General features: G+C 50.8%; 18 protein-coding genes. 3 read left to right on the forward strand and 15 right to left on the reverse strand.

Going from position 1 to position 18,327, the window contains the following annotated elements; all coding sequences use genetic code 11:
- Window positions 1–42: 42 nt before the first annotated feature.
- The 3 genes from lepA to spoIIP all read right to left on the reverse strand — a co-directional run bounded on the left by lepA (window position 43) and on the right by spoIIP (window position 3,631).
- Window positions 43–1,854: a translation elongation factor 4 gene (gene lepA, locus CF651_RS13040; RefSeq protein ID WP_094015283.1), complete on the reverse strand. Its 1,812-nt coding sequence runs from the start codon at window positions 1,852–1,854 to the stop codon at window positions 43–45.
- A gap of 102 nt (window positions 1,855–1,956) precedes the next feature.
- The gene (locus CF651_RS13045) at window positions 1,957–2,358 is read right to left on the reverse strand and encodes a DUF3679 domain-containing protein (RefSeq protein ID WP_094015284.1); all 402 of its coding nucleotides are present in this window, start codon (window positions 2,356–2,358) and stop codon (window positions 1,957–1,959) included.
- 28 nt (window positions 2,359–2,386) lie between these two features.
- Entirely contained in the window at window positions 2,387–3,631 is a 1,245-nt protein-coding gene (gene spoIIP / locus CF651_RS13050; protein WP_094015285.1) for a stage II sporulation protein P, read from the reverse strand.
- Between the two features lie 176 nt (window positions 3,632–3,807).
- Here spoIIP and CF651_RS13055 point away from each other — a divergent pair, with 176 nt between their 5' ends.
- Window positions 3,808–5,517, forward strand: coding sequence for a methyl-accepting chemotaxis protein (locus tag CF651_RS13055; RefSeq protein WP_094015286.1), 1,710 nt, complete (start codon window positions 3,808–3,810; stop codon window positions 5,515–5,517).
- A gap of 113 nt (window positions 5,518–5,630) precedes the next feature.
- Here the strand turns inward: CF651_RS13055 and CF651_RS32260 are convergent, their stop codons facing one another.
- The 4 genes from CF651_RS32260 to gpr form a co-directional block, all read right to left on the reverse strand.
- Window positions 5,631–5,798: a hypothetical protein gene (locus CF651_RS32260; protein ID WP_179232789.1), complete on the reverse strand. Its 168-nt coding sequence runs from the start codon at window positions 5,796–5,798 to the stop codon at window positions 5,631–5,633.
- Complete coding sequence (locus tag CF651_RS13060) at window positions 5,770–6,747, reverse strand: TIR domain-containing protein (protein WP_179232790.1); 978 nt, start codon at window positions 6,745–6,747, stop codon at window positions 5,770–5,772. Before CF651_RS13060 ends, CF651_RS32260 begins: the two co-directional genes overlap by 29 nt.
- Complete coding sequence (locus CF651_RS13065; RefSeq protein WP_094015288.1) at window positions 6,744–7,217, reverse strand: TIR domain-containing protein; 474 nt, start codon at window positions 7,215–7,217, stop codon at window positions 6,744–6,746. Before CF651_RS13065 ends, CF651_RS13060 begins: the two co-directional genes overlap by 4 nt.
- Before the next feature lie 245 nt (window positions 7,218–7,462).
- Window positions 7,463–8,455, reverse strand: a complete 993-nt coding sequence (gpr, locus tag CF651_RS13070; RefSeq protein WP_094015289.1) for a GPR endopeptidase — start codon at window positions 8,453–8,455, stop codon at window positions 7,463–7,465.
- A gap of 223 nt (window positions 8,456–8,678) precedes the next feature.
- On the opposite strand from gpr, the gene rpsT reads away from it, so the two are divergent.
- Window positions 8,679–8,951, forward strand: a complete 273-nt coding sequence (gene rpsT / locus CF651_RS13075; protein WP_094015290.1) for a 30S ribosomal protein S20 — start codon at window positions 8,679–8,681, stop codon at window positions 8,949–8,951.
- 174 nt (window positions 8,952–9,125) lie between these two features.
- On the opposite strand, the gene CF651_RS13080 is transcribed toward rpsT, so the two are convergent.
- From CF651_RS13080 to CF651_RS13095, 4 genes are all read right to left on the reverse strand, one after another.
- Window positions 9,126–9,881 (reverse strand): AAA family ATPase, encoded by a 756-nt coding sequence (locus tag CF651_RS13080; RefSeq protein WP_425436262.1) that lies wholly within the window; start codon window positions 9,879–9,881, stop codon window positions 9,126–9,128.
- A 30-nt stretch (window positions 9,882–9,911) separates the two neighbouring features.
- The gene (gene holA / locus CF651_RS13085) at window positions 9,912–10,931 is read right to left on the reverse strand and encodes a DNA polymerase III subunit delta (protein WP_094015292.1); all 1,020 of its coding nucleotides are present in this window, start codon (window positions 10,929–10,931) and stop codon (window positions 9,912–9,914) included.
- Window positions 10,932–11,183: 252 nt separating this feature from the next.
- Window positions 11,184–12,578, reverse strand: a complete 1,395-nt coding sequence (locus CF651_RS13090; RefSeq protein WP_094015293.1) for an anti-sigma factor family protein — start codon at window positions 12,576–12,578, stop codon at window positions 11,184–11,186.
- Between the two features lie 90 nt (window positions 12,579–12,668).
- The gene (locus tag CF651_RS13095) at window positions 12,669–13,226 is read right to left on the reverse strand and encodes an RNA polymerase sigma factor (RefSeq protein ID WP_094015294.1); all 558 of its coding nucleotides are present in this window, start codon (window positions 13,224–13,226) and stop codon (window positions 12,669–12,671) included.
- 310 nt (window positions 13,227–13,536) lie between these two features.
- Here CF651_RS13095 and CF651_RS13100 point away from each other — a divergent pair, with 310 nt between their 5' ends.
- Complete coding sequence (locus CF651_RS13100) at window positions 13,537–14,682, forward strand: DUF2264 domain-containing protein (RefSeq protein ID WP_094015295.1); 1,146 nt, start codon at window positions 13,537–13,539, stop codon at window positions 14,680–14,682.
- 88 nt (window positions 14,683–14,770) lie between these two features.
- On the opposite strand, the gene CF651_RS13105 is transcribed toward CF651_RS13100, so the two are convergent.
- The 4 genes from CF651_RS13105 to CF651_RS13120 form a co-directional block, all read right to left on the reverse strand.
- The gene (locus CF651_RS13105; RefSeq protein ID WP_094015296.1) at window positions 14,771–15,673 is read right to left on the reverse strand and encodes an EamA family transporter; all 903 of its coding nucleotides are present in this window, start codon (window positions 15,671–15,673) and stop codon (window positions 14,771–14,773) included.
- Between the two features lie 150 nt (window positions 15,674–15,823).
- Entirely contained in the window at window positions 15,824–16,381 is a 558-nt protein-coding gene (locus tag CF651_RS13110; RefSeq protein ID WP_094015297.1) for a DJ-1/PfpI family protein, read from the reverse strand.
- 107 nt (window positions 16,382–16,488) lie between these two features.
- Complete coding sequence (locus tag CF651_RS13115; protein WP_094015298.1) at window positions 16,489–17,397, reverse strand: ATP-dependent DNA ligase; 909 nt, start codon at window positions 17,395–17,397, stop codon at window positions 16,489–16,491.
- A 50-nt stretch (window positions 17,398–17,447) separates the two neighbouring features.
- A complete protein-coding gene (locus CF651_RS13120) occupies window positions 17,448–18,296 on the reverse strand; it encodes a hypothetical protein (protein WP_179232792.1) in 849 nt (282 codons plus the stop codon).
- Window positions 18,297–18,327 lie beyond the last annotated feature (31 nt).

Genomic DNA, 18,327 nt, shown 5'->3' on the forward strand with positions numbered 1-18,327 from the left:
TTCGGGCGCACCTGCCTGATTGTTTTCTTGCTATGCTAAAAGCTACTCGTCGATTTTCAAAATCGCCATAAACGCTTCCTGCGGCACCTCGACGCTGCCGACCTGCTTCATGCGCTTTTTCCCTTCTTTTTGCTTCTCAAGAAGCTTCCGTTTCCGGGAAATGTCACCGCCGTAACATTTGGCCAATACGTTCTTGCGCATCGCCTTGACCGTCTCACGGGAAATGATTTTTTGTCCGATAGCCGCTTGAATTGGGACTTCGAACATTTGACGAGGAATAAGATCCTTCAGTTTTTCACAAATAATGCGTCCGCGGTTGTAGGCACGGTCGCGGTGAACGATGAAGGACAGCGCATCAACCTGCTCGCCGTTCAGCATGATGTCCATTTTGACCAGATTGGACTGGCGGTAGCCGGACAGCTCGTAGTCGAACGAGGCGTAGCCTTTCGTGCTGGACTTCAATTGATCGAAGAAATCGTAGACAATCTCGGACAACGGAATTTGGTACGTTAGCGTCACCCGGGTCGTGTCCAAATATTCCATATTAATGAATTCGCCGCGCTTGCCTTGGCAAAGCTCCATGATGGCGCCGACATAATCGTTCGGTACAATAATCGCAGCCTTTACGTAAGGCTCCTCAACGTAGTCGATTTTACCGGTTTCCGGGAACAAGGACGGATTCTCGATTTGCAGGACTTCGCCGCTTGTCAACGTTACCTTGAACACAACGCTCGGTGCTGTTGTAATCAATGGAATGTTGAACTCGCGCTCGATCCGTTCCTGGATAACATCCATATGCAGCAAGCCGAGGAAGCCGCAGCGGAAGCCAAAGCCAAGCGCTGTCGACGTTTCAGGCTCGAAGCTAAGGGAGGCATCGTTCAGCTGAAGCTTCTCCAGCGCTTCACGCAAATCGTTGTAGTCGCTCGTTTCGATCGGATACAAGCCGCAGAATACCATCGGGTTGATTTTACGGTAGCCCGGCAGCGGCTCGAGAGCCGGATTTTTCGCATCAGTGACCGTATCCCCGACACGAGTGTCGCCGACATTTTTAATCCCGGCAACGATGAAGCCGACATCGCCGATATCCAGCGAATCTACGATGGTCATGCGCGGCTTGAACGCACCGACTTCAATGACCTCGAATACTTTCTCTGTGGCCATGAACTTGATTTTGGAGCCGGAGCGGATCGAACCGTCCAGAACCCGCACATACACGATAACCCCTTTGTACGGATCGTAATGGGAATCGAAAATCAAGGCTTTCAGCGGGTTGTCAGGACTGCCCGTAGGAGCCGGAACCTGCTTCACGACCTGCTCCAATATTTCCTTGATCCCGATACCTGCTTTTGCGGAAGCCAGCACGGCCTCGCTCGTATCAAGTCCGATCACATCCTCGATTTCCTGCTTCACCCGCTCGGGGTCCGCACTTGGCAAATCAATTTTGTTAATGACCGGGATGATTTCCAGATTGTTGTCGAGTGCAAGATACACGTTCGCCAACGTCTGCGCTTCAATCCCTTGCGCCGCGTCAACAACGAGCAAGGCGCCTTCACAGGCCGCCAAGCTGCGGGAAACCTCATACGTAAAATCGACGTGTCCTGGTGTATCAATTAAATTCAAAATATATTCTTCGCCGTCATCGGCCTTGTAGTTCAATCTAACGGCCTGCAGCTTAATGGTGATACCCCGTTCCCGCTCCAGATCCATTTGGTCGAGCACCTGCTCCTGCATCTCACGCGAGGAGAGCGCTCCGGTGTATTCAAGTATGCGGTCCGCCAGCGTTGATTTACCGTGGTCGATGTGAGCAATAATTGAAAAGTTTCTAATCTTCTTCTGTCTGGCTTCAATATCCATGTACGCTGACCCTCACTAACCTACAAATTTACAATACCTCTAATTATAGCAGTTGTGAGGTTGCGCTTCAATGAGCAAACGTGGATCGTCATTTTGCCTTGATTAACCGGTGATGGCCTGAAACAGGCTAACAAACCACCGGATCCCGTGATGGGCTATAATTTGCAGCAGTTCACCAACTTTATTGCCGATTAAATTCATGCCCGACGCTTCGGAAATGTCGGCTTTCGGTTCGATTTCCTCCGGCTTTGCTTTGGCCTTCGGTTCATTCTTCGTCTGCGTTTTACCGGCTTCCGTCCGAGCGTCGCCCCCTTTTCCTTCCTGCGCTTTGGTTGACTGCTGGGAGCTTTTTGCAGTTATTGTTCCCGAAGGGGCGGATACAGCTGTCTTGTCTATGGGTCCTTGAATCCGCTCCACCCCGCGGGTCGCCAGATCGACACCAAAAAAGATGCAAAAACCTATGCCAAGCAGCACCAGCAGCAGTCTGATATAAAACTTCCCCATATCTTAAACCTCCGTCATCCAGCCCGGCCTAGCTCGGCTTTTTCTCATCCTTGGACTCGGCAGGGGCACTGCCGTCCACCTTCTGCACGTTAAGCACAACCTCCGAAATCGCTTCGGCGAGCAAATCTACCGTCCGGTAGCATTCCTCCAAGGAGTTGTCCACCCCGCCAACCTCAATCAGGACGCTGTCCGGAGAAAAATTTTGATTGTAGACTCCGTTGCCTTCCGCCGCTTTGGCGAACATGCCTTTGGAGATGCCCGGGTACTTGGCGTCCAGCGCTTGATGGATTTGCGAAGCAAACTGTTCATTTTCTTTCCAGTTCGGGTTTTTGCCGCCTACGATAAAATAAACCTGCGCATAATCCTTGCCGTTCAAGTGCATCGTCGTTTTCTCCCGACGCTGGGAATCCCTGTGAATGTCGAAGTAAAATTTCAGGTCCGGGTGAGCGGCCGTTGCTTCCTGCAGCGTTTTCAAAGAATATTTGTAGGAATAGTAGTAGTTGAAGTTTTTCTCAATCGCAGGATAGTTCTTATCCGAATGAACGGCACCGATCCCCTCTTCCTCCAGCTTTTGTGCCAGACGAAGACCGACCAGCGTCACGTTTTTCTTAGGGTCATAGGCTTTATCCGGATCGCTGACTCCAGGCAAGTCCGGTAAATACGACTCCTGATTGTGAGATTGATAGATGAAAGCCACGTTCTTCCCTGCAGTCCGGGGTGGCTTGGCTGCCGGAGCTTGTCCCGTCGTCTCCGGGGATTTGGGTGCAGACGGATTAGCGGTAATGGAGCCTTCGCCGCCTTCCCCGTTTTTGGCTATCGCATCCGCTCTAGGACCATAATCCTCCGGCCCGTCATCCCTCGTTGCAGCTACCTTGCGCAGCACAACCGAGCGATCCTCCATCATGCCCGGCATTTCCCTGGCTATGAAGGTTTTGGGATCATTCCATTTCAAATCCGTCACCAAGGAAAAGAGAAAGCCCGACACATTCGCCTGAGAGAAGGTGAACGCCTGCCTGTCGGTTTGCATATGAGCGACCTCCATCCCCAGCATGTCCATAAAAAATTGGCTCGATACGGAAGCCGCCAATCCCTTCATTGAGGAGCTTGGCTCCGTATTGCCCCATTTCGACTGCACATATCCTAGCAATCCCAGAGCTACAAAAAATAAAATGCAGCCGGAGATAAGAACTGAAAAAATCCGAACGTACACGCCAAGCTCTTGTCCCATTCTGCGGTACTTGCCTACATTTAACGTCACAGCCGTCCACTTCATACCGTTGTCCTCCTTCGGTCTCAAACTCTATCAGCCTCAATCCATAACCTTTACCGATCTACTACCAAATCTATGAACGTCTGCTAGAAGATAGTACTAAAACTTTACTAGCGGGATGTCGATATTTGTTACAAAGGCTTGATGACTATATGTTCTTCACCAGAGGGAGTGCTTAGATGTTTAAAAATATTTCTTTGCAATGGAAGCTGCTGTTCGCTTTTGGGGTGCTTATCCTGCTATTGGGAGGAAGCATCGGAGGGAATTATTACGGCTTCAAACAAATCGTGGCGTTCAATCAAGAAGTCCTTGCCACGGCGGACGACCAGAAAGTCGCTATGCAGTTCACCAATACCGTCGCTCTGTTATACAGCGATCAAGCCGATCTGATCATTAATGAAAATGCGGAAGCGATTCAGGCCTACGGCAAAAAAGCTGAAACTTTGAAAGCACAGCTTGCCAAGCTCGTAGAAAGCGCGGATTCCGACGAGGAAAAGCAATGGGCCGAACAAATCAAAATATCTACCGAAAGCTACCTGGCTACGTTCGATAAAATTCAAGCGGTATATAATCAGCGCAAAGGGATGTCCACGGATGCTTTAAAAAATGCCTATAAGCAGCTTGACGACGAGACAGACCAGCATAAGCAAAAGCTGATTGCCACGACGGCGGCTTTCCTGCAATTCAATGACAAGCAGCTTCAGGAGGCCAATCAAAAGCAGTCCTCCCTGATTGAGAAGAATATGAGCCTGTCTTTGTTGATCCTGCCGATCGCCATCGCCTTCGGATTAGCGTTCGCCATCCTCCTTACCCGATTGATTACTAAGCCAATATCCAGGCTGCTTGAAGCGACGGAACGGGTTGCCAAAGGGGATCTTACCCTAACGTTAGCTTCTACCTCGAAGGATGAAATCGGAAGATTGACTGCCGGCTTCAGTGTCATGATCGCCAATCTGCAGCATATTATCCGGGAGGTTGGGGACCACGCTATCCAGGTATCCGCATCAACTGAGCAATTAACAGCCAGCGCAGAGCAAACGAGCCGGGCTACGGAGCACATCGCCGAAACCATTCAACAGGTCGCCGTTGAGAGCGATCACCAGGTCCAGCTCGTGCAGGAAACGTCTGACGCCGTTAATCGGATGAGTGAGAGTGTGAATGAAATTACGGTACACACCGATCATGTTGTGTCTTCATCCGCCGTGGCTTCACAAACTGCGGAATCCGGTACCGTCCTCATTCGATCCGCTGTGGAGCAAATGCAAGCCGTTCATGAGACGATCCATCAAATGAGCGAGGTCATTCACCGGCTCGCACAGCGTTCGGCTGAGATTGGGGACATGAACAAGATCATTACGGCCATTGCCGTGCAAACAAATCTGCTGGCACTCAATGCGGGTATAGAAGCGGCTAGAGCGGGCGAGCAGGGACGGGGCTTCGCAGTGGTCGCTGCGGAGGTGCGGAAGCTTGCTGAGCAAAGCTCCCATTCCTCACAGCAGGTAGAGGAAATCATTGCAATGGTGCAGGAAGAAACGGCTGAGGCCGTAAGCAGCATGAGCAAGGTGGCTTCGGGAATGAATGACGGATTGGGCGCGATCCAAACCGCCGGTCATTCTTTTGAAGAGATCCATCATGCCGTTAGCGATGTGAATACGCATATTCAGAACGCCTATGAATCGCTGCAAGGCATCTCCCAGCATACCGGGCACATGGTGGCAGCCATCGATTCGATTGTCGGCATCACCCAAACCACTTCCGCCGGAGCGCAAAATGTTTCTGCCGCTACGCAAGAGCAGCTTGCCTCGATGGAAGAAGTCGCTTCTTCTTCCTCTCATCTTGCCCGTATGGCAGAAGATTTGAGCCAGCTGATCAAACGGTTTAAGCTTTAAAATTTGGGGAAGGGACGCTTTACAAATTAAGCTGCTATAATCAAAAAAAGAGGGCGCTAAGCCGGCTATGGATGCCGGGCTTAGCGCCCTCTTTCATATTTTATAGGAACGGGTCAGACTACAGATTCAAAATCAAAGGAGCCTTTGGCCACGATCGTGACCCCGCCTGTCTGTGCCAACACGGTTGGCCCGCTATATATTTTCATCATCGAAGCATCAATCTGCTCCTTATTCTTCTTGTCTAGTTTGGTCTTACGAGCTCGCTTCACGGGCTTCAGCATGTTTCATCCTTCCTTTCACAATGGATTTCAGTGAAGACACCAGCTTTGCGTTCTTCTGCGAAAGCTCTATCATAATACTATGATGATGCTGGGGCGGAATATGGATATCTGTCGTAAAATGCAGGGAAGAAATAATTGTCGGGTGCAGCTTCACACAGTAAATATATTCGAACACTCCGTCTTCTTTATCCTTCGCACGTCCAAGGTGCACATTTACATCCTTGGCTCTGCAGCACTCAGCAAGATAACTATTCGGATCTGTCAGCTGAATCATATGATTGCTGCCCACTTGACCGGCACGTGCAAACTGCTTCAGCGTGACTCCGTCTTCCAATAGCTCAAACAGCGTGGCAGCTGTCACTTCCTGGAATTCGATTATACCACAGGCAGGATCAAAAGTCTTATGGAATTTGTCTAGTACCCTATCATAATCTACGTCGTGCGAAATATTGAGTGCATCCAAGGCTGAAAACAAAAATTGCCGGTCCGCCTCCGATTTACGAAAGTCCGAACGTTTAAATCTTGTTTTCTGGGCACCGATAGACTGCTTTATAGGATACAAGTGTACGCCTGCCGATTCCACAGACCATTCCCCTTCCCTCTCTTCGAGCGTCAAAGGATTGAACCCCTCCAAATAATCGGGCAGCGTCCGGCCCTTGGGTAATACAATAATCGTTCTTTTATACCCTAGCTCGCCGATAAACATGCCCGCCAAAAAAATCAAGTTCGCATACGCGGCCGGATTGGCATAATCCGTTCCGGTTAAAATAATCATGCCAAAATCGGAGTCGCCGATTTGTCTTTCCAGCCTTTTCAGAATCGGATTGGATGTCGCCAAAATTCCTTGATTCACTACGGTGACTTCCGCAATGGAAGCCAACTGGGCTTGATAAAATTCAGCCAATAACGAGCCGTCAGGGGAGCAGCCGATAAACACTTTTGGCTTCATTTCGAGCGGATGCCCCATTCCTTCAGCATCTGCTTCATAGTATATGTTGCCGGTCCCAAGGCTGCCAATAACCCATCGCTGTGGTATGGATTGTATTTGAGAGGCGTCAGCCCGATCAGATCGGTCGCCAGATGGAACTGCTCCCCCTCCGGAATGATGAAATAAGTCCGTTCCAGGCCGATTTGTCCGATGAACAGACCCAGCTCCAGAATGACGTTATCCCGAACAGTACTTACCACCTGGTCCCTAAGCAGCGTCAGATCATTGGGCTGAAAAACAAACAGGGCAAAATCGGAATTTTGCGCTTTCTTTATAAGAGGAGCCAGCGTTGTTTGTGAAGGCGGAAATAACATTTGGCTCCAGACCGTTACCTCAAAGCTGAAGTGAAGACTTGTTTGCAGCGCTTCGGCAATTTCCACACTCTCTGCGGAAGAACCGATAAACAGCTTGGCTTTGTTCGTCATCGTCATAGAAATCACATCCTATAAAAAGAAATCGTTATATGGATGCTTCTACACCGGTGCGGCAATACCCTTTATTTCCCAACAAAAAAAGCCGCCCCAAGGAACGAGGCCGCTGAAAAAGCTACGGCTGCATGTGGCATGGACGGATCTTTGTTCCAATCGCTCCCTTCTACAGAATGATTCCGTACACTCCGCCACAGTTTTCAGTGGCCTCCAACTCCAAGGCACAGGACAGCTCTTCTCTGCGACGCTTAGTGGGTATAAGCCGATACATTACCCGCATCTACCGCCTCATGGAGCGCTGCATTCAAGCCGCTCGCGATAATATTGGCGATATCTTCGATAAACTGATCGATTTCTTTGGGGGTCACCAGCAGATCATGCCCAAGCGGGTTCAGAACTTCTCTGACCAGTTCCAATCTTTCCTGCTCCTGCATATTGTCAAGCAGTCCCAAAATTTCTCCCGTATTCGTCGTCTGCTGCCGGAAATGGTGATGCATCATATCAAATGCGTTGTTAACAATTGTAGATGCATAGACTACCGTTGGCACGCCGATGGCAATGACCGGCACCCCTAACGATTCAAGCGTGAGTCCTTTGCGCTTGTTGCCTATGCCTGATCCCGGATGAATCCCCGAATCCGCTACTTGAATGGTCGTGTTGACCCGTTCCAATGACCTGGAGGCCAGCGCATCGATGGCAATGACCAAATCAGGGCTGGATTTCTCAACAATCCCTTGAACGATTTCACTCGTTTCGATTCCTGTGATACCAAGAACCCCCGGAGCTACTGCACTGACAGGCCGATAGCCCGGGCTTACCTGACCCGGCATCAGCTCGAAGTAGTGCCGCGTGACCATGATATTCTCCACTACAATCGGACCTAGCGCGTCCGGCGTCACATTCCAGTTCCCCAAGCCGATGATGAGCACCTTGGCATCAGGACGAATATTCAACTTTTGCAGGAAAGCCTCAAATTCCTTGGCAAAAACGGTAGCGACCCTATCCTGCAGGGCGCTGTCCTTTTTACGGAGCTCAGGCACCTCTAGCGTGATATAATGGCCGGGAAGCTTGCCAATGGCGCGAGAGCCTTCTTCCGAAGTAATATCTACGGTGCTAATCCGAATTCCATCCAGTTCCTGTGCCGACGTATGTACACCCGGTATCGTTTGACCCGCAGGGGCAGCCAAATCGTGTGCCTCCAGCGCCAAGTCTGTGCGAACGGAATATGCGCTTAAATCCATCTGAGGTTGTCTCCCTTCTGCATGTGCATCCTTGTCTATTGTGTGAAAAATTGCAAGGCCTTATGCAGCAAGAGCTGTCATTCCGATGCTTTAGGCAGAAAGAATTCCCCAACCTGTCCGCAACTCTATTGCAATTTAATATGGGGCATGTTAGAATATCAAGAGTTGTCAACAAACATGAAAATGTGCGTTTTATGTAAGTTGTAGTAGGAGGTGAACGTCAATGCCGAACATTAAATCCGCAATCAAAAGAGTAAAAGTAAGTGAAAAGCGTCGTTTGAACAATGCATCTCACAAATCCGCTCTTCGCACTGCAGTAAAAAGCTTCGAAACTGCTGCTGCAAGCAACAATGTGGAAACTGCACAAGCAGCCTTGGTTACTGCCAGCAAAAAGCTGGATAAAGCAGCGACCAAAGGTTTAATCCATAAAAATGCCGCTGCTCGCAAAAAATCCCGTCTTGCTAAAAAGCTGAACGCGATTTCTGCACAAGCGTAAGATCGAAAAAACGACCTTCCTTCGGGAACGGTCGTTTTTTTTACCACATAACAATTTATAACTTTCCGACGAATCGGAAAGCAAAATGCTTATTGGCGGTAAAACCTGCTGCTTAACGCGGTGGCTCATCTTTGCAATAGAGGCTTTCTCATTGCCATATAACGGGCTCTCCCCTCAAGCATCCTCGAACAATTCACGAACCATCTTCTCCTTTTGATTCAGAAATTGCTTCATGATAATATAATGATCGGTTTCTTCCAATGACCTTTTTTCAATGCCATCCGAGGTTAAATAATAAAGAAACGAATCCGGATAAGCCATCAGAATCGGAGAATGCGTCGAGATGATGAATTGCGAATTCTGCTTCACCAGCTCATGGATCCGCGACAGCATCGCCATCTGTCGGAATGGGGATAATGCCGCCTCCGGCTCATCCAGAATGTACAAGCCCCGGCCTCCGAAGCGGTGAAGAAATGCAGCGAAAAAGGATTCGCCATGAGATTGCTCGTGCAGCGATTTCCCGCCGTAATACGATTTAATGGATGGCCCGGCAGACGGCTCGTTATCCATATCATCGATATTGCTCGCTAGGTTGTAATAGCTCTCGGCGCGAAAGAAAAAACCGTCATCCGGCTTGTGCACTCCGCGGACCAACCGAATGTATTCATACAGGTTGGAGTGGGTGGAACGGGTCGAAAACGTAAAATTCCGCGTACCGCCTTCCGGATTGAACCCCCAAGCAACCGCTATCGATTCCATTAACGTAGATTTCCCCACCCCGTTCTCACCGACAATGTAAGTGACCTTCGGATGAAGCTTCAGCTGCTTTAAATCCCGGATTGCGCCGAGATGGAACGGATACTGCCGGTAAGAGGAAATACGCTCCCTTTCCAATTCGATGCTCCGCAAAAAAGGCCCCGTCGATCTCAAGATCACAGCTCATCAACTCCAGATTTTGAATTAGGCCGCCAATCGAAGCAGAAACATTTCGAGTCCGAGTACTTTATCGATCTTGCCGCTTTTCATCTGATAATCCAAATCCGAGAGCTGGCTCATGATGTCGGCTAACCGCTTCTGCTCGAACCTTGCGCACTGTCCCGCAGCCACTTTCACTGCATAAGGATGAAGCCCCAGCTGAGAAGCCATTTGCTGCTGGGAATAGCCTTGCTGCTGCAAATCTTTGACCTGAAGCATAATCCGGAATTGTCTGGCAATCAAGGCCATGATCTTGATCGGCTCCTCTTTTCTTCTTAAGAGCTCGGAAAGCATCGTGAATGCCTTATCCAACTGAAGCTGAACAATATGCTCAATCAGAATGAATATGTTTTGCTCTATACTGCGCGTCACCAGCTGTTCCAATGCATCGGATGTCAAGGTACCCCCTCGGCCGACGAATAATGCGCACTTCTCCAGCTCGCTCGATAAAGCTTGCAGGCTTGTCCCCGTATACATAATGAATTGTTCAATCACGCCGGGCGCAAATTGAATATCGGCCTTGTCCGCCTCCTGCTTGACCCAGTGGGTTAAATCATCTGCGGAAAGGGAGGTGCAAGCGACCAGCGTATCCGCTTCCTTCAAGGATTTGACGAGCTTTTTACGTTCGTCCAGCTTGTCCGCATCTACCGTGAATACCATAACTGTAAAATCGGCAGGTGCTTTCATATATTCAAGCAGCCGCTCAGGCTTGTGCTCTACCTTCGTGCTTTCCTTTGCCCCCGTCAGAAACCATGCATTCGAGGCAATCACCAGCTTCCGCGGAACCATAAACGGAAGCGTCTCCGCTTCTTCAATTACCACATCCAATGGCGTCTCCGACAAATCATATTTGGACACGGCAAATTCACGATGCTCCGGTTCAATCAACCGTGCGGCCAATTTATCGATGAAAGCATGCACCAAGTAAGTTTCAGCCCCGAAGCATACGTATATAGGGGCAGGATGCCCCTTCTGAATTTGCTTCATCGCCTGTTTGTAGTCCATCTATTCGCCCACCTCTTTCTATACCAAGCATTGTAAAACAACAAAGGGATTACGTCAAAACCTGCCGGTTTCCGACTTAATCCCTTTGCACGAAACCCCATCTATATAAACACTTGGAGGAAAGCTCTAGAAACCTTCCTCTTGGTGGTCATACGATCGCGTTATCGTAAGCTTTATTTACCATATCCTATGCATCGGGGCAGGCACATGTGAATAGGTTTGCGGCCCTGCCCTGTTTTTTTCTTTGCTGTGCTATCCCTGCTTCGCGTCCGTTTGCTTCACCGGGTCCAGCACGTAAGTAACCTTTTGTTGGTTCTCCGTGATCTGGTAGGTGAGCTTGTTGTCCGCGCTCCATTCCCCCAGTGTCACTTGAGCGGAAGCCGACCATTGATGGGAAGTGTATATCTTCTTGCCCTGCTTGTCGGTAATGACCACATAGCGATCCTCGCTCAAAGCTGCGGTGAAGGCTCCATCCAACGAAGTTTTGGTCTTGGACGCATCCGTGCTCTCCGAAACTTTAGCCTTATTCAGGCTATAAAGCCCCGCAGCTTCTTCCGGCTTCTTCGCGGCCGCATCCGCCCCGCTATCGGTTGAAGCGGCAAAGCCCTGTGTCGGGGCTGTGATTTGCATCTTGGGCTGCTGCTGACTCGGTACGGCTTCTGCCGGAGGCGCCGTTTGCGCTTCACTGCCGGCTGGAGCCTTTCTCAAGGAGGCGGCATCGCTTGCAGCTGCATTCAACGGAGGCTGGTCCAATAAAGAGCGCTGCTGCTCATTCAGCACCGGCCCCTCTACGGAGGACGGCTGCGACGAATCGGGAGCCGGTGCCTGCGCAGCATTCGTTTCTGCCGGCTTGGCATCCGATACGGACGCCGCCGCTCCGTTGGCCGGAGCCGTTATTTTCGCAGCCGGACTTTGTGAGGCCGGGGCCTTCGGCTCCGATGTCTTCGGCTCCGTCGATTGCTTCAGCGCCGCCCCTCCGCCTGACATGGCAGACGTCTGAGGCGTATCCGCGCCCGCCGCATTCGCTGAGTCCATCGAAGCGGCCCCCGTCCCGTCAGAGGCTTTGGACTCCGCCTGGTTCCGCTCCGCAGCATCCTTATACTCCATAGCCCCGGCGCTTGTGGAGGCTGCCGCATCGCTGCGGGTGCTTTTCTGACTTGCGCTTCCACTTGGCAGCAGTATTGCATCCGCGTTGGTCATATCGTGCTGCTTCTGCTGCTGCTCGAAAATGAAAAACCCGAGAACAAGTCCTGCTGCAACAACGCCGCCGATCATGCGTACCGATACCAGACCGCGCAGCCGACTGCGCCAGCCCGTCTCTTGTTGTACGGGTGCCTTATACGAACTGCGTTCGGAAGCGGCGGCGAGATCGGACGGCTGCGCGCTGTCAATAGCAGCAGGCAATTCCACAGACGGGACACCTGCATCGATACGATCCAGCCTCGGCATAATAGCATCGACCAGGCTGTAGGAAGGCGTCACCTTGGGCAGCTGCTCCAGCTCATGAGACAACGAAACGAGGCGCTGGAACAGCTCCGCGCAATCGTCGCATTGCTGTATATGGCGGAGCATAGCATTATATTCTGTTTCATCGAGATCCTGATCGAGGTATCTCTGCATCAGTTCGATCACCTCTTGACAAATCATCCCGCACACTACCTTTCTTCTCGATTCACAAGGGATATCTTACAACAACGAAGTAGAAATCCAAGATCTACTCACGTCAACCGCAAGCGGTCAGCCATGCATGGCATCGCTTCGGGGCTTTTTATAATCTTTCAGTAAGGTCTGCAGCTGTGCCCTTGCCCTAAATAAATAGGATTTCACGGTATTAATGGGCAAATCTAATGATTCCGCAATCTCATTGTAGGAAAAATCCTGTAAATACCGCAGCACAACCACGGAACGGTGATGCTCCGGAAGCTTGTCAATCGCTTCCCTTATGTCCTGGGCAACGTACCCGCTCATCACCTCGTCTTCTACCGTAAGGCTCGCAGTAAAGTTCATGTCGTGCTGCTCAATCGAAACCGTAGGCTTGGACCGGCGAAATTTATCGATGCACAAATTGGTTACAATCCGCTGCACCCACGTCTTAAACTGCGCCTTCTCCTCATATGAGTTGATTTTCGTATAAATTCGTATTAACGCTTCCTGTGCGGCATCCATGGCGTCCTGCTCATTGCCCAGAATGTAATAAGCAGTTCGATACACATGGTTTTCTATTTCACGCAGTAGGGTAATTAGAGCGTCGCGATCGCCCGATTGGGCAGCCTTTATCAGTTCTGGCGCTACCACTGGGATCCCCCTCTCTTGCAACCATATAAACGTTGTAGGATTTAAAAATGTTGCATTAAAATATGAAACATCCCTGAAAACAGACTCTATTCAAGGATATCAAATTTTCAGCTTCAGGTATACCTGCTTCCTTCTGCCATCAGCCAGCCGTCAGGGCACTCTCATTTCTAACGAAATCTCCCTTTCCATAAAAACGAAGGAGAAATCCACAAATATAATTGTCAGGTTCACCAATGACCCTTGTCTTTTTTTGTTATAAAATGACCGTATTGGAACCTATTTGCCGAAGTCAACCGGGAGGAATAAACAGATGCCGTATGTACATGAAGACCGTAATTATTGGATCGATACGCTGAGCCGAATAGCCCAGCCGGTTTTATTTCAACTCACGAACCGCAAACTAAAAGCTACGATGCCAATCGAACGCAAGGTGGAGGACCGCCATCTCTATACACATTTGGAGGCATTGGGGCGGTTGTTAACCGGTATGGCTCCTTGGCTTGAATCCGGCGGCACTGACGGTGAAGAGGGCCGTTTGCGCGAGCATTACGCGGCATGGGCTCGGGAAGCGATGGATGCGGCAACCGATCCGGCGTCCCCGGACTTCATGAATTTCTCGGAAGGCTACCAGCCCATCGTGGATGCGGCCTTTTTATCCCACGCCATCGTACGCGCACCTGGAGAGCTGTGGCATAAGCTTGAGCCGCGGGTGCAGCAAAATGTCGTTGCGGCATTGAAAGCAACACGCACGCGCAAGCCCGGCTATAACAACTGGCTGCTGTTCGCGGCTATGATCGAAACCGCGCTCTACATCGCAGGTGCCGGAGACTGGGACCGGATGCGGATCGATTACGCCTTGAGGCAGCACGAGACCTGGTATAAAGGCGATGGCACTTACGGGGACGGACCGGATTTCCATGCAGATTATTACAACAGCTTCGTCATTCAGCCGATGCTAGTCGATATTATCGAAAAAGTAGGCCACGAGGAAGAAGCGTGGGCCGCGATGCAGGAACAAGTCGTGCTTCGCGCGAAGCGCTACGCGGTTCAGCAGGAACGGCTTATTTCACCGGAGGGTACGTTCCCTGCTGTAGGGCGTTCGCTCGCGTATCGTTTCGGCGCCTTCCAGCTGCTTAGTCAGATGGCGCTCCAGCAGCGGCTTGATGCGAGCCTGAAGCCTGCGCAGGTACGCTGCGCTTTGACCGCAGTGATTCGCCGAATGATTGAAGCGCCTGGTACGTTTGACGAAAACGGCTGGCTGACCATCGGCTTCTGCGGCCATCAACCGGAGGTTGGAGAGCCTTACATTTCCACAGGCAGCTTGTATTTGTGCGCGGCCGTCTTCCTTCCGCTTGGCTTGCCGGCAAGCGATCCCTTCTGGCAGGGCGAAGCGGACTGGACCGCGAAGAAAGCCTGGAGCGGACAAAGCCTTCCTATCGATAAAGCTTTATATTAATGCAAAAAGCACGGATAGCCTGCTGCGGGCCGATCCGTGCTTTTCTTTTTTTCGTATACGTGACTCGTCGGGCATCCCAGCCCTGCAGCTAGCTTGTGGAAGCCGTTCGGACTCTTACTTTACGTTCCGATACTGCGATACCCAGCAGGATAACCATAATGCCGATCCACTGCATCGGAGTAGTCGTTTCCTTAAGCAGCACAGCCGAGCAAACAATGACGACCGGCAGCTCAACGGAGCCGAGTACGGCTGCCAAACCCGTAGCCATATGCGGCGCGCCCTTGGCAAATAAATAGGAAGGGACGATCATACCGAGCACGCTGAGTAAAATCCCCCACAGCCAAAGTCCTTCCCCCAATGCCCCATTCCATAAAAACCGGGGAGGCATGAGCGTCAATACGATCAGCGCTGCGCCGGTGATCATCCAGGTCGTGCGGATTAACGCAGGCAAATGTGTGGCTACCCGTCCGCTAAAGTAAATAAACAGCGTATAGCAGCACGCCGCCAATAACCCGAGACCGATCCCGCTTGCGTTGATACGCGTTAGCGAGCCGGACAGAATGCCGGAGGAAAGAACGGTCCCTGCCAATATCATGACGACTGCAATCCACTGATACCGGTTAGGCACTCGGCGCTCCAGAACCCAATCCAGCAGCAAGCCCATCCAAGTGAATTGAAATAATAACAGAACGGCAAAAGACGCATCCAGGCTTTGAAGCGAGTGATAATAAAAATAGCCGGTCAACCCGGTAAATGTTCCGCTTAACACCAGCTTCACGATAACCGGGCGGGTCACGCTCTTCATCTTCCGAAGCTGAAACAAACTGAGGAGCCACAGCCCGATAAAACCGAAAAACACCTGGCTTCCGGTCACTTCTTCGGCGGTAAACCCCTGTTGGTACCCAAGCTTTACAAACGACGATAATAAGCCGTATGAAGCGGCACCCGTTAATACAAGCCCGATCGCTTTCCAACGATTCATTGCTTTCATGCGCTTCCTTCTTCTTTGTTATCCCTCACCCACCCGCGAGAACCACCCAACGGGCGCCTCACAAACAATTAATATAACAGAAGCAGTACCCGGATTCAAGAGAAGAAAGCAGTCTTCCCTGACGGGAAACGCTGCTTTCGCTAGTGTCTATTATTTCAACAGTCTTAGAAACTCTCTCATAAAGCCAGGCAAATCGGGCCATGCGTGGCCTGACACCAGATTGCCGTCCACATGCAGCGTCTCGCTGCCATAGGTCGCGCCGAGCTGCTCCACATCGAAGCGGCAAGCCGTATAGGCGGTCATTGTTCTTCCCTCAAAATAGGCTGTGTTCTTCAGCGCCGAGAAGACTTGAGCCGCATGACAAATGGCGCCGACCGGTTTGTTGCTCTCCAAGAAGTGGCTCAGGATCGCCGGTAAATGCTTGTCCGATCGAATATATTCAGGCGCTCTGCCACCGGGAATAATCAATCCGTCATAATCCGCCGGTTGGACATCGGCGAATCCGATATGCGCCGGGAGCAAGTGTGCCGGCTTCTCTGTGTACGTATCCCATCCTTCAATGAAATCATGCACAACCGTGTGCAGCACTTTTTTGACCGGTGCGGCAATGACGGCTTGATACCCTTCCTCCAATACACGGTAATACGGATAATACACCTCCAGCACCTCTGCTGCGTCACCTGTCACGATCAAAATGGATTTGGACATTACAACCACTCCTTGGACATATTTGGACGAACCGTCCTTCCATTATGTCCTGAATGCGTTTTCCTGTAAATGGGTGTAAAATGACGAATCCTGTTGAACCTTGTGAATTATTCGTAAGGCCAAACGCATTCCTCGGGCTTTTTTTCCGGAAGAAAGCCTCGGAATATCGAGGTGCGGAGCTGATGCATATCAGTTCTCTCCAAATAATCGATCCGGCAGCAAAGCTTCGGCTCTACCCATTGCACAGCTCCAGCTTTCCCCTGATGCAGAACCGGAGCCACTTCTAAAAACCATTCCTTGTCTTGGGGTTTAAACCCGAGCTCTACTGTCGAAACCTTTTTGTTGCGGATGGTTCGGAATTGAAGTCCGACGATAAGTGCAAAGCGGGGATGCGTCCGATAGCCTAAAATGACCGTGTCGATGGTATTCCAGTGCTTGATCTTCAGCCAATCGGTCGATACTTTGCCCGGCGTATACATGCCGGTTTTCCGCTTTGCTACAATGCCCTCCATCTTTTGCTGTTTCATTAATCGGAACAACGACGTCCCCTCCCCCTCTACGAACAGGGTTGGAGTGATGACGGGAGTGGGACGGAGGATGTCTTCGAGATGCTTTTTACGGCTCATCAGAGGCTCGTCGTACAGAAAACCTCCCGCGTACAGCACATCAAATACGACAAAGGTCGCCGGGTGCGTCCACCGCGCTTGTTCAATGCGGTTCTGCTTGCTCAAGCGCCCCCGAAAGGCAAAATCGTCAAACACCGGTCTGCCGTTCCTTATGCAAATCCCTTCCGCATCCAGAATAGCCTCATTCGCCTCAATGGCCCCCAAAGCCTCCTGAAGCTCAGGAAACTGATGCGTTACGAGCCGTCCGTTTCGGGTATAGGCTTCAATTTTGTTCCGGCTTTTATAAATCAGCAGCCGCCACCCATCCCATTTGGGTTCAAAAATGTACCGGTCGTCATCGAACGCCTCTTTCCCCATTCGGACGATCATCGGGGGAATAAATGGCAGCATCCCGAACACTCCTTTTATCGTATAAGCAGCTGCAAGCTTGCTTCATTTCATCAGGAAACCTGGATTACATAAGAGACGATAAAGACTTTGCCGTTTTGCTGAAATTGCCCCCACACTTTGTAAATACCTGCTTTGGGGAACGTCGTCATGAACAGGGCATCGGGTCCCGTTGATTTCTCATCCATCGGATGAACGTGCAGGTATTGCTCGGCATCCGCACTCATAATGACTACATGTCCCACCGCCCCGAGGTATGGCTGCAGATTCGTGACCGGCTGGTTCGTAGCGGCATCTTCCATATGGAATTTCAGCGTCAGTTCCTTGCCTGCCGCCAACTGTCCGTCTGTGGTCAAGGTGATGTTTTTTCCGTCCGCCGTTTTGGCCAAATGCGCCTCCGGTTGTACCTGCACCTGCGGTGCCTTTTCACCTTCGACCTGAATCCAATGGGTTTGTGTAGTGGCCGTCATCCCTGCAGGAATGAAGTCGGCAACCAGCTTATACTCTCCGCCGGCCGGAAAGGCCGTGGACACTTCAAAGACGCCTTTCCCCTTATATTCAGGGTGAATATGGTCGAAATAAGATAAATCCTTGCTGACAACAATCAGGTGCATTTGCTTCTCATGATTGATATCAAACTTTTCTATCGGCTTGCCTTGACCGTCTTGAATTTGCAAGGTGAGCGTGGTGTTCTGCTTGGCCATCGGCTTCGCCGAAGAAAGCTTCCACAGAGCTTGAACGGATGCACCGGCTCCCGCTTTGGCCTCTTCGCCGTGATTCCCCCCATGTCCGCCATGGTCTGCCGACCCGGCGCCTCCTTGCTTCATCTGCTCCGAAGTTGTCTTGCTGCATGCTGTCAGAGCTATCATAATCGCGATAAGTATAACTAATCGTTTTTTCAAAACCAATTCCCTCCATCATTCATAAATTGGA

Origin of the sequence: Paenibacillus rigui, assembly GCF_002234615.1 — a bacterium.
Classification (GTDB): Bacteria; Bacillota; Bacilli; order Paenibacillales; family NBRC-103111; genus Paenibacillus_S; species Paenibacillus_S rigui.